A 12,093-nucleotide genomic window follows, 5' to 3' on the forward strand; every position below is an offset into this window, starting at 1 on the left:
GGCTTATAGACCCCCGTGATCAGGTTGAACAGCGTCGTCTTGCCGGCGCCGTTGGGACCGATCACCGAATAGACGATACCGGAGTCGATGTTGAAGCTGACGTTCTGGACGGCCTTGACGCCGCCGAAATGGATGGACAGGTCCTTGACTTCGAGCATGCTCATGATCACTCCCCCTTTCCGAACTTGGCGGCCAGCGTCGGCACGAGGCCCTTGGGCAGGAAGATCATGCAACCCATCAGGATGCTGCCGAAGACGACGGTTTCCCAGCCTTCGAAGGTGGCCAGCGCCTGCGGCAGCGCCGTCAGCAGCACGGCGCCGACCAGCGAGCCGTACACCGAGGCCATGCCGCCGATGACCACCATGGTCACCAGCTCGATGGAGTGGAAGAAATCGGCGAAGTTGGGGCTGACGAAACCGACGTAGTGCGCCGTGACGCTGCCCATCAGGCTGGCGAAGACGGCGGACAGCACGAAGATCGCCACCTTGTAGCGCACGACATCGACGCCGACCACCTGCGAGGCGACTTCCGACCCGTGCAGCGCGCGCAGGGCGCGGCCGAAGGGCGAGTCGATCAGGTTCAGCGAGGCCCACACCGATACCGACAGCAGCAGCGCGACGACCCAGTACCACTGCTTGTCGTTGCTCAGCTCGAAGCCGAACAGGCCCATCGCCGGCACCGGCATGCCGTCCGGCCCGCCGGTCCATTGCGCCTCGTTGCGCAGCGCGATGTTGATGATGATGCCGAGGCCGAGGGTGGCCATCGCCAGGTAGTGGCCCTTGAGCTTGAAGATCGGGCGGGCGACCAGGGCGGCGAGGATGCCCGTGGCCGCGGCGCCGGCCCCCATGGCGAGCAGCGGATGCCAGCCGAAGTGCGTCGGCAGCACGGCCGAGGCGTAGGCGCCGATGCCGAGGAAACCGGCGTGGCCGAGGCTGATCTGGCCGGCGAAGCCGATCAGCAGGTTGAGGCCGAGCACGATCACGGCATTGATCGCCATGCGGATGACCAGGTCGAGGTAGAAGCTGTTGGGGACCACGAAGGGGAGGATGGCGAGGATCGCCACCACCAGGTAGAGGCCGAAATAGACGTTCTTTTTCATGCTTACACCCGATCCGTCGATTTGCCGCCGAACAGGCCGCGCGGCATGAAGAAGAGAATGAACAGGATCAGCACGAAGGGAATCGCGTCCTTGTAGCTCGACGAAATGTAGCCGGCGCCCATCGCTTCCAGGATGCCGACGAGCAGGCCGCCGAGCACGGCGCCGAGGCCGTTGCCCAGGCCGCCGACGACCGCCGCGACAAAGCCCTTGAGGCCGAGCATGATGCCGACATCGTAGGAGGTCAGGGTGATCGGGGTGACCAGGATGCCGCCCAGCGCGCCGAGCGCCGCCGACATGGCGAAGCTCATGAACAGCACCCAGCTGGTGTTGATGCCGACCAGTTCGGCGGCCAGCCGGTTGTACGAGGTGGCCAGCATGGCCTTGCCCTGCAGCGTGCGGTTGAAGAAATACCACAGTGCGACGACGACCACAGCGGTGACGCCGAGAACCCACAGGCTCTGCGGCAACAGCGTGGCGCCGAGAATCTGGATCGGCTCGTCGCCGGAAAAGGCGGGCAGGCTGAAGGTGTTCTTGCCGAGCCAGACCTGGACCAGGCCGCGGATGACCAGCGAGGCGCCGATGGTGATGATGATCAGGGTCACCGTTTCGGCGCCCTTGACCGGCTCGATGGCCAGCTTTTCGACCAGCACGCCGACGACGGCCGGGATCAGGATGGCGAGCAGCAGCGCGACCGGCAGCGGCAGGCCGGCCTGCGTGAAATACACGGCGAGCATGCCGCCGAGCATGATGAATTCGCCCTGGGCGAAGTTGATCACGTTGCTGGCGTTGTAGATCAGCGTGAAGCCGAGCGCCGCCAGTGCGTAGGTGGCGCCGACCGTGATCCCGGAAAAGAGGAATTGGAGGAACTGGGCAAGCATCACACGCCCTCCGTTGTGGTGGCCGGGACAACCGTTGGGGGCTGCAGGCCGGAATTCATGATTGCGGATTTCATGTCTTCTCCTGTGATTATTCTGTTCATCTTCCATGCGCCGGGTTTTCTGTGTTGGGGCCCGGTCTGCTGGTTGTTTTGCTAATTATGCGATCGATTAAATCACTACGATGTTAGTGAGTCAAGTCGCGGGCTGGCCTCGAGGTGGCGGCGGGCAGGCACCCGTCCGCTCATCGCGAAAGCCCCGGGGCGCACCGCTCAGCCCGGCAACAGGTGGTCGGCATCGGCGACCACCGGCTGTTGCTGGGCGAAGAAGCCTTCGGTATGGATCAGCTCGTCCTTGGCGCCCTGTCTCTTGGCGGCGGCGACGCAGGCATCGACGAATTCCGGGCTGCCGGCGGCGAAGATGGTGTGCTTCGACAGGTCGGGGAAAAGCTGCGGCAGCACCGTGTCGATGCGGCCGTTGAGGAAGCCTTCGTGCTGTTCGCGGGTGAGCGTGATCTTGTAGTCGAAGCTGCGGTGCTTGGTGCGCCACCAGGCCATCATGCCCAGGCTGTAGACGTCTTCCTTGGTGCGCGCCGAGAAGAGCATCGTCACCGGCTTGCGGAAACCGCGGCGCAGGGCCGCTTCGGCCAGCGCCAGCACGGGCGCCAGGCCGGTGCCGGCGGCGATGCACAGCACCGGCGTGTCGACCGACGGGTCGCCGATGAAGGTGCCGTAGGCGCCGGAAATCTTGACGCTCTCGCCGATGGCCAGCTGGTCGTGGATCCAGTTGCTGGTCACGCCGCCGTCGGCGCGGGCGACCTGGAGCACCAGCTCGCCGTCCGGACGCGGGGCGTTGGAAATCGAATAGGCGCGGGCCGGGATGTCGGCGCGCGGGTTGCCGACGGTGACGTACTGGCCGGGCCAGTAGCGGATCGGCTGGCCGACCGGGCGCAGGCGCAGCTCGACGACGCGGGCGGCGATCTGCTTCTTGTCGGTGACCACGAACAGCGCATCCTCGCGCGGCGGGAAGAGTTTGGGCTTGGCATCCTCGGTGCCCCACTCGATGGTGAGTTCCTCGGAAATCGGCTTGGCCATGCACATCAGGCCGTAGCCCTGCTTGCGCTCTTCCTGCGACAAGGCCATGTCGAGGACCATGCCCTGGTCGAACTGGCCGGTGGTGACCTTGACCTTGCATTCGCCGCAGGCGCCGGCGCGACAGTTGTTGGGCAGCGCGTAGCCGGCCTTTTCCAGGGCCATCAGCACGGTGTCGCCGTAGGCGCAATCGACCGACTTGCCGGAGGGTTGCATGATGATGCGAGCCATTTCGTCTTCCTCTTGTAAGTATGTGTGTCTCTGTTGCGGCAAGGCCGACGCCCTTTTTCGGGGCGCCGGCCGGAGCAAAGCGTCTGGTTTTTGCGGCTTAGAACACCGGGATGATGTCTTCCATGTCGATCTCGGAGACTTCCTGGCCGGTGATGCCGACTTCCGGAATCGCCGGGAACGGGATGTTGTAGCGGTCGAGCACACCCTTCAGGTTGATCATCGCATTCTTCCAGTTCTGCAGCTTGGCCTCGTAGGTCGGGATGCCGAAGCCGGCGCCGCGGGCCACTTCCTCGGCCTCGCGCTGGGTGGCGATGAAGTCGGACGGCAGGTCCCAGAACTCCATCGGCGGCTCGAACAGCACGGCGGACAGGAACAGGTAGCCGGCGCGGATCTGCTTGGTGACGACCGACTTGGTCGATTCGTCGAGGCCCGGGTAGTCGCGTTCCATGACGGCCATGCAGATCGCCATGTGGCGGCCTTCGTCGCGGCCGATGTTCTTGAAGCCTTCCTTGAAGACGGCTTCGCGGGAGTTCTCGTACATCTGCTTGAAGATGGTGGCGGCAGCGATCTCGCCCATCAGGAAGGAGCTGAACAGCACGGCCAGGTCGTACTTGGGCACGGCCTGCTTGTAACCGGTCCAGTAGCGGCCGCCGTTGAAATACAGCCACTGCACGTTCTTCTGCAGGCGCTTGCCGAGTTCGGTCTTCGGCGTGTAGGTCAGCGGGTCCGGGTGGCCGAGCAGCTTGGTGATGGCCAGGCCGCACATGATTTCGTGGTTCTGCTCGTCGCGGGTGACGGAGAAGAAGCACTTGCGGACCGGGTCTTCCTCGTGCACTTCATAGGTCTTGATCAGGGCTTCGGCGAAGACCGGGGGGGCGGAAGCGTCGAACACCGACAGCAGGCTCCACCAGTAGGCGATGGATTCGCGCTCTTCCCAGGTGTAGCTATCGACGTCGAGGGTGTCCCAGGGCAGCTTTTCCGGATCCCAGTTCTCGCGCAGCGAGGCTTCCCAGACTTCCTGCAGCTTCTTGGTCTTGCTGTTCCAGGACAGCGGGTAGATGTTCGGCTGCGGGGTAGCCGGCGGGAATTCCATCTTGTCTGCAAAACGTTCCTTGTTGCTTGCCATGTCTCACTCCTTATAGGTGCTTCGTCATCGGTTCGATAAGCCAACCCGGTGTCCGGGTGGCGTGAGGTGAATAATGATACGTAACGATGGCTTGAGTCAACAAATTTTGTATCAAATCGCAAAATAATTTTCAGGGAACCAATTCTGGATTTTGAAACTCAAAAGATCAATGACTTTTGTGATCAAAAAATTTTGTTGATTAAAAAGACTATTTTTTGTTGTTGGAAACTTATTCTGCAAAATAGAATTGCAAATCGCGTTGTTTTTTACGATACTTTCAATTGACTTCTTAGAAGATAGTTCGTATCGTGTGTTTGGGTTGGCGCCATCTGCTCGCGCCTACGTTCAAGAACAAGCTTCATCAAGGAGATACCGATGTCCCACCCCCTGCTCGAGAAACACCGTGCCACGCTGGATGGCGCCCTGAACGCCATCGCCACCCGCGGCTACTGGTCGGCCTATAACGAGATGCCGAGCCCGAAGACCTACGGCGAAACGGCGGCCGACGACGGCAAGAAGGCCTTCGAGGCGCACCTGGGTAAGCAGTTCGTGCTCGACCAGCCGGGGCAGAAGGGTTGGGCGGGCGGCGAGCAGTCGCCGTACGGCATCGACATGGCCGTGCAGTACCCGGTGTGCGACCACGAGGCGCTGATCGCCGCCGGCCGGCAGGCCATGGTCGGCTGGCAGAAGGCCGGCGCCGACGGCCGCACCGGCATCTGCCTGGAAATCCTCGACCGCCTGAACAAGCAGAGCTTCGAGCTGGCCCATTCGGTCATGATGACCACCGGCCAGGGCTGGATGATGGCCTTCCAGGCCGGCGCGCCGCACGCCCAGGATCGCGGCCTCGAAACGCTGGCCTATGCCTACCGCGAAATGCGCTTCGTGCCGAGCGAAACGGTATGGGACAAGCCGCAGGGCAAGAACCCGCCGCTGGTCATGAAGAAGCACTTCGAACTGCTCGGCCAGGGCGTCGGCGTCGTCGTCGGCTGCGGCACTTTCCCGACCTGGAACACCTACCCCGGCCTGTTCGCCGCGCTGTCCACCGGCAACGCCGTGATCGTCAAGCCGCACAGCAACGCCATCCTGCCGGCCGCCATCACCGTGCGCACCATCCGCGCCGTGCTCGCCGAGAACGGCATCGACCCCAACCTGGTCACCCTGTGCGTCGCCGCCGACCGCGCCACGACGCAGAAGCTGGTCACCCATCCGGCGGTCAAGTCCATCGACTTCACCGGCGGCAACGTCTTCGGCCAGTGGCTGGTCGACAACTGCCGCCAGGCCCGCGTCTATGCCGAGCTGGCCGGCGTCAACAACATCGTCATCGACTCCACCGACGCCTACAAGCCGATGCTGCGCAACCTGGCCTTCACCCTGTCGCTGTATTCCGGCCAGATGTGCACCACCTCGCAGGCCCTGTTCGTGCCGGCCGGCGGCATCGATACCGAGGACGGCCACAAATCCTACGACGACGTCTGCGCCGACCTGGCCAAGGCCGTTTCCGGCTTCCTGTCCAAGCCGGAAGTCGCCCACGCCGTGCTCGGCGCCGTGCAGTCGGCCGATACCCTGAAGCGCATCGAGATGGCCGACAGCGGCACGCTGGGCAAGGTCGTGCTGGCCTCGAGCAAGCTGGAAAACCCGGAATTCCCGAAAGCCACCGTGCGCACCCCGGTCCTCCTCGCCTGCGATGCCGCCGACGAGCATGCCTACATGGAAGAGCGTTTCGGCCCGATCAGCTTCATCGTCAAGGTCGCCGACACCGCCGCCGCCATCGCCCTGTCCGAGCGCATCGTGTCCACGCATGGCGCGCTGACCGCCGGCATCTACTCGACCAAACCGGAAGTCATCGACGCCATGACCGCCGCCACCATGCGCTCCAAGGTCGCGCTGTCGATCAACCTGACCGGCGGCGTGTTCGTGAACCAGTCGGCGGCGTACTCCGACTACCACGGCACCGGCGGCAACCCGGCGGCCAACGCCTCCTACGCCGATGCCGCCTTCGTCGCCAACCGCTTCGTCGTCGTCCAGCGCCGCTACCACATCTAAACGCCTGCATGAAGCTACTGTGCCCGCCCACGCCAGCCTTGCGATGCTCGCCGTATTCGCGTACGACTGTGCTTCTCGGGCCGGCCTGAACGGGCCCGCACCGATTTCTGCACGCGTTTTGGAGAACTGAATGAACTTTCAAACCATTAGCTTCACCGTCGAGGCCGGCATCGCCCGCCTGACCCTGAACCGGCCGGACAAGCTGAACAGCTTCACCGGCGAGATGCATGCCGAACTGCGCACCGCGCTGGATCGCGTCCAGAGCGACCACGCCATCCGCGTGCTGGTGCTCACCGGCGCCGGGCGCGCCTTCTGCGCCGGGCAGGACCTGGCCGACCCGGACATGGCCAAGATCGACGGCAAGATGCCGGACATCGGCAACGTCGTCGAACGCAACTACAAACCGCTGGTCATGCGCCTGCAGAACCTGCGCGTGCCGACCATCGCCGCGGTCAACGGCATCGCCGCCGGCGCCGGCGCCTCGGTGGCGCTGGCCTGCGACCTGGTGGTCGCCACCCAGTCCGCCTCCTTCCTGCAGGCCTTCTCCAAGATCGGCCTGATCCCGGATACCGGCGGCACCTGGTTCCTGCCGCAGCGCGTCGGCATGGCCCGCGCCATGGGCCTGGCCCTGCTCGCCGACAAGCTGCCGGCCGAGAAGGCCGCCGCCTGGGGGCTGATCTGGGAATGCGTGGCGGATGCCGAGTTCGCTGCCCGCATCGATGCCCTGGCCAAGCAACTCTCCATCCTGCCGACCAAGGCGCTGGTCCGTACCCGCCAGGCCATGCATGCCGCGCCGGGCCATACCCTGGAGCAGCAGCTTTCCTTCGAAGGCAGCTTCATGCGCGAACTGGGCTGGAGCCCGGATTACGCCGAGGGCGTCCAGGCCTTCATGGAAAAGCGTGCGCCGAATTTCACCGGAGAGTGAACGCGTGAGCCACAACACACCCCTACCCCAACAGGCCGTCATCGCGGTGGTCGGCACCGGCGCCATGGGCGCCGGCATCGCCCAGGTTGCCGCCCAGGCCGGCCACGTTGTCAAGCTGCTCGACAACCGGCCGGGCGCCGCCGCCAAGGCCGTCGATGGCATCCGCAGCCAGTTCGCCAGGCTGGCCGATAAGGGCAAGCTGAGCCCCGAGGCCGCCCAGGCCGCCGGCCAGCGCCTGCTCGCCGTCGACCAGCTGGCCGACCTGGCCGATGCCGCGCTGGTCGTCGAAGCCATCGTCGAGAGCCTCGAAGCCAAGCAGAAGCTGTACGCCGATCTCGAGGCCATCGTCGGCCCCGATTGCATCTTCGGCACCAACACCTCGTCGATCTCGGTCACCGCCATCGGCGCTGCGCTGCAGCGTCCCGAGCGGCTGGCCGGCCTGCACTTCTTCAACCCGGCGCCGCTGATGGTGCTGGTCGAGATCGTCTCCGGCCTGGCCACCGCCAAGTCCGTGGCCGACACGCTGTTCGCCACGGCCAACGCCTGGGGCAAGACGGCGGTGCATGCCAAGTCGACGCCCGGTTTCATCGTCAATCGCGTCGCCCGGCCGTACTACGCCGAGGCCCTGCGCATCGCCCAGGAAGGCGCCGCCGACTACGCCACCATCGACGCCTGCTGCCGCGAGGCCGGCGGCTTCCGCATGGGGCCGTTCGAGCTGATGGACATGATCGGCCACGACGTCAATTTCGCCGTGACCAACTCGGTGTGGCGCGCCTTCTACAACGACCAGCGCTTCCTGCCCTCGCTGATCCAGCAGGAGCTGGTTGATGCCGGTTTCTACGGCAAGAAGACCGGCCGCGGTTTCTACGACTACCGCGAAGGTGCCGAAAAACCGGCGGCGCAGACCGAGGCGGCGCAAACCCCGGCCGGCAAGATCACGGTGTATGGCGAGTGCGATATCGCCGAAGCCATGGTCGAGCGCCTGCAGCACAGCGGCCTGTCCTTCGGGCGGGCGCTGGCCTCCGACGGCCGTCTCCTCGAGATCGGCCGGGCCGTGCTCTACATCACCGATGGCCGCAGCGCCACGCAGCGAGCCAGCGACAGCGGCGTCGCCAACACGGTGCTGATCGACCTCGCGCTCGACTACGCCAAGGCCACGCGCCTGGCCGTCGCCGTGGCCGAGCAGTGCGACCCCGCCGCCATGTCGGCCGCCGTCGGCCTGCTGCAGGCGGCCGGCTTCGCCGTGTCGCGTTTTCTCGACGTGCCCGGGCTGGCCGTCATGCGCACCGTCGCCATGCTTGCCAACGAGGCGGCCGATGCCGTCAACCAGGGCGTCTGCACCGAGAAGGGCGCCGACCAGGCGATGCGCCTCGGCGTCAATTATCCGCAGGGGCCGCTGGCCTGGGCCGACCGGGTCGGCGTCGCCGCCATCCGCGACGTGCTGGCCAACCTCGGCGCCAGCTACGGCGAGGACCGCTACCGCATTTCGCCGCTGATCCAGCGCGCCGTCTTTGCCGGAAGGAATATTCATGACTGAACACAAACCCTCGCCGGCCGAAGCGCAGGCGCTGGCCGAAGCGACCGCCGAGGCGATGTTCTCGCGCGACCGCGCGGCCCAGGCCCTGGGCATCCGGATCGTCCGCGTCCAGCCGGGCGCCTCGCTGCTCACCATGGCCGTGCGTTCCGACATGGTGAACGGCCATCACATCTGCCATGGCGGCATGATCTTCAGCCTGGCCGACACGGCGTTTGCCTACGCCTGCAACAGCTACAACAGGAACACCGTCGCCTCGGCCTGCCACATCGACTTCCTGGCCCCGGCCAAGGAAGGCGAGACGCTGGAAGCGGAAGCCGTCGAACAATCCGCCTCGGGCCGCACCGGCGTCTACGACATCACGGTGCGCACCGCCGGCGGCAAGACCATCGCCCTGTTCCGGGGCAAGAGCTATCGTATCAACGGCGAAGTGATCGCCGGACTGGAAGACAGTAATTAGTTGCTAGTCGTTGGTTGTTAGCCAAACCGCTAGCGACCAATGACCAATAACGAGCAACTAACCACTAACAAAGGAGACCAGCATGACCGTCAAGAAGCCCATGCCCGGCGATCTCGAGCCGATCGAAACCGCCAGCCGCGACGAAATCGCCGCCCTGCAACTCGAACGCCTGAAGTGGTCGGTGCGCCACACCTACGACAATGTCGCGCCGTACCGCGCCAAGTGCGAAGCCAAGGGCGTGCATCCGGACGACCTGAAGACGCTGTCCGATCTGGGCAAGTTCCCCTTCATGACCAAGCTCGACCTGCGCGACCACTACCCGTTCGGCCTGTTCGCCGTGCCGCGCAACAAGCTGGCCCGCCTGCACGCCTCATCCGGCACCACCGGCAAGCCCGTGGTGGTCGGCTACACCAAGAACGACCTCGACAACTGGGCCAACGTCGTTGCCCGTTCGCTGCGCGCCGCCGGCGTCCGTCCCGGCGACATGGTGCATAACGCCTACGGCTACGGCATGTTCACCGGCGGCCTCGGCGCCCACTACGGCATCGAGCGCGCCGGCTGCATCGCGGTGCCGATGTCCGGCGGCCAGACCGAAAAGCAGGTCCAGCAGATCATGGACTTCAGGCCCGACGCCATCATGGTCACCCCGTCGTACTCGCTGGTCATCGCCGAGGAGTTCGAGCGGCAGGGCATCGCCCCCGAGGACATCTCGCTGAAGGTCGGCATCTTCGGCGCCGAGCCGTGGGGCGAAGGCATGCGCCACGAAATCGAGAAGAAGCTCGGCATCGACGCCATCGACATCTACGGCCTGACCGAAGTCATGGGCCCGGGCGTCGCCAACGAGTGCATCGAGACCAAGGATGGCCCGGTGATCTGGGAAGACCATTTCTATCCGGAAATCATCGACCCGGAAACCGGTGAAGTGCTGCCCGACGGCGAGGAGGGCGAACTGGTGTTCACCTCGCTGACCAAGGAAGCATTCCCGGTCATCCGCTACCGCACCCGCGACCTGACCCGCCTGCTGCCGCCGACCGCCCGTTCCTTCCGCCGCATCGGCAAGATCACCGGCCGTTCCGACGACATGCTGATCATCCGCGGCGTCAACGTCTTCCCGACCCAGATCGAGGAAATGATCCTGCGTGACCATCGCCTGGCCGGCAACTACCAGGTCGTCGTCACCCGCGACGGCCACATGGACAACCTCGAGGTGTGCTGCGAAATCCAGCGCGAGCTGTCCGGCAAGCTGGCGACGAGCGACATCCAGCAGATCGGCAAGGAGCTGCAGCACCGCATCAAGACCAACATCGGCGTGTCCACCAAGGTCACCGTGATGGATTTCGACGCCATTCCGCGCACCCAGGTCGGCAAGGCCAAGCGCGTGCTGGATGAACGACCCAAACAGCAGTAGTTAGTTGCTGGTCGTTAGTCATTGGCAAAGGCCAAAGCCTTGCCAACTGACGACTAGCCGCTCTTCAACTAACAACGAAGGACTAATGACCAATGACTAGCAACGCTTTCATTTGCGATGCCATTCGCACCCCGATCGGCCGCTACGGCGGCGCCCTGGCCGGCGTTCGCCCCGACGATCTCGGCGCCATCCCGCTCAAGGCGCTGATGGAGCGCAACCCGCAGGTGGACTGGACGGCCGTCGACGACATCATCTACGGCAACGCCAACCAGGCCGGCGAGGACAACCGCAACGTCGCCCGCATGTCCGGCCTGCTCGCCGGCCTGCCCATCGACGTGCCGGGCACCACCGTCAACCGCCTGTGCGGCTCCGGCATGGATGCGGTCGGCCTCGCCGCCCGCTCGATCAAGTCCGGCGAAACCGCCCTGATGATTGCCGGCGGCGTCGAAAGCATGTCGCGCGCCCCGTTCGTGATGGGCAAGGCGGAATCGGCCTTCTCCCGCCAGGCGGCGATCTTCGACACGACCATCGGCTGGCGTTTCATCAACCCGCTGATGAAGAAGCTGTACGAAACGCATTCGATGCCGCAGACGGCCGACAACGTCGCCGCCGACTTCGACATCAACCGCGCCGACCAGGATGCCTTCGCCGTCCGCTCCCAGCAGCGCTGGGGCGCCGCCCATGCCGCCGGCCGCTTTGCCGACGAACTGGTACCGGTGGTCATTCCGCAGAAGAAGGGCGAGGCCAAGGTCGTCGATACCGACGAGCACCCGCGTCCGGAAACCACGCTCGAGCAGCTGGCCAAGCTGAAGGGTGTGAACGGCCCCGAACTCAGCGTCACCGCCGGCAACGCCTCCGGCGTCAACGACGGCGCCTGCGCCCTGCTGCTGGCCTCGGAAGCCGCCGCCGGCAAGTACGGCCTGCAGCCGCTGGCCCGCGTCGTCGGCATGGCGACGGCCGGCGTCGCGCCGCGCATCATGGGTTTCGGCCCGGCCCCGGCGGTGCGCAAGGTGTTGGCCCAGACCGGCCTGAGCCTGGCCGACATGGATGTCATCGAACTGAACGAAGCCTTCGCCGCACAGGCGCTGGCGGTGTTGCGCGATCTCGGCCTGGCCGACGACGCGGCGCATGTGAATCCCAACGGCGGCGCCATCGCGCTCGGCCACCCGCTCGGCATGAGCGGCGCCCGGCTGGTTACCACCGCCGCCTACGAACTCAGGCGCCGTGGCGGCCGCTACGCCCTGTGCACCATGTGCATCGGGGTGGGGCAGGGCATCGCCATGGTCATCGAGGGTGTGTGA

General features: G+C 65.3%; 11 protein-coding genes. 6 read left to right on the forward strand and 5 right to left on the reverse strand.

Going from position 1 to position 12,093, the window contains the following annotated elements; all coding sequences use genetic code 11:
• The 5 genes from Q0P59_RS16230 to Q0P59_RS16250 all read right to left on the reverse strand — a co-directional run.
• On the reverse strand, nt 1–164 hold a 164-nt coding region (locus Q0P59_RS16230), incomplete at its 3' end, for an ATP-binding cassette domain-containing protein (protein ID WP_366090982.1).
• A 2-nt stretch (nt 165–166) separates the two neighbouring features.
• Nucleotides 167–1,099: a branched-chain amino acid ABC transporter permease gene (locus tag Q0P59_RS16235; RefSeq protein ID WP_295008186.1), complete on the reverse strand. Its 933-nt coding sequence runs from the start codon at nt 1,097–1,099 to the stop codon at nt 167–169.
• A gap of 2 nt (nt 1,100–1,101) precedes the next feature.
• Nucleotides 1,102–1,977, reverse strand: coding sequence for a branched-chain amino acid ABC transporter permease (locus Q0P59_RS16240; RefSeq protein WP_295008188.1), 876 nt, complete (start codon nt 1,975–1,977; stop codon nt 1,102–1,104).
• A gap of 269 nt (nt 1,978–2,246) precedes the next feature.
• Nucleotides 2,247–3,296, reverse strand: a complete 1,050-nt coding sequence (locus Q0P59_RS16245) for a 2Fe-2S iron-sulfur cluster-binding protein (protein WP_295008190.1) — start codon at nt 3,294–3,296, stop codon at nt 2,247–2,249.
• 97 nt (nt 3,297–3,393) lie between these two features.
• Entirely contained in the window at nt 3,394–4,422 is a 1,029-nt protein-coding gene (locus Q0P59_RS16250) for a hypothetical protein (protein WP_295008192.1), read from the reverse strand.
• A 375-nt stretch (nt 4,423–4,797) separates the two neighbouring features.
• On the opposite strand from Q0P59_RS16250, the gene paaN reads away from it, so the two are divergent.
• The 6 genes from paaN to pcaF all read left to right on the forward strand — a co-directional run bounded on the left by paaN (nt 4,798) and on the right by pcaF (nt 12,093).
• Nucleotides 4,798–6,465: a phenylacetic acid degradation protein PaaN gene (gene paaN / locus Q0P59_RS16255; RefSeq protein ID WP_295008195.1), complete on the forward strand. Its 1,668-nt coding sequence runs from the start codon at nt 4,798–4,800 to the stop codon at nt 6,463–6,465.
• A gap of 130 nt (nt 6,466–6,595) precedes the next feature.
• Complete coding sequence (gene paaG, locus Q0P59_RS16260) at nt 6,596–7,390, forward strand: 2-(1,2-epoxy-1,2-dihydrophenyl)acetyl-CoA isomerase PaaG (RefSeq protein WP_295008197.1); 795 nt, start codon at nt 6,596–6,598, stop codon at nt 7,388–7,390.
• Nucleotides 7,391–7,394: 4 nt separating this feature from the next.
• The gene (paaH, locus tag Q0P59_RS16265; protein WP_295008199.1) at nt 7,395–8,927 is read left to right on the forward strand and encodes a 3-hydroxyacyl-CoA dehydrogenase PaaH; all 1,533 of its coding nucleotides are present in this window, start codon (nt 7,395–7,397) and stop codon (nt 8,925–8,927) included.
• Entirely contained in the window at nt 8,920–9,384 is a 465-nt protein-coding gene (gene paaI / locus Q0P59_RS16270) for a hydroxyphenylacetyl-CoA thioesterase PaaI (protein WP_295008201.1), read from the forward strand. Before paaH ends, paaI begins: the two co-directional genes overlap by 8 nt.
• Before the next feature lie 82 nt (nt 9,385–9,466).
• Nucleotides 9,467–10,792 carry a phenylacetate--CoA ligase PaaK gene (gene paaK / locus Q0P59_RS16275; protein ID WP_295008204.1) on the forward strand — a complete coding sequence of 442 codons (1,326 nt, stop codon included), beginning with the start codon at nt 9,467–9,469 and terminating at the stop codon, nt 10,790–10,792.
• Between the two features lie 92 nt (nt 10,793–10,884).
• Nucleotides 10,885–12,093, forward strand: coding sequence for a 3-oxoadipyl-CoA thiolase (pcaF, locus tag Q0P59_RS16280; RefSeq protein ID WP_295008207.1), 1,209 nt, complete (start codon nt 10,885–10,887; stop codon nt 12,091–12,093).

Origin of the sequence: uncultured Dechloromonas sp. (assembly GCF_945957265.1) — a bacterium.
In the GTDB taxonomy this organism is placed as follows: Bacteria; Pseudomonadota; Gammaproteobacteria; order Burkholderiales; family Rhodocyclaceae; genus Azonexus.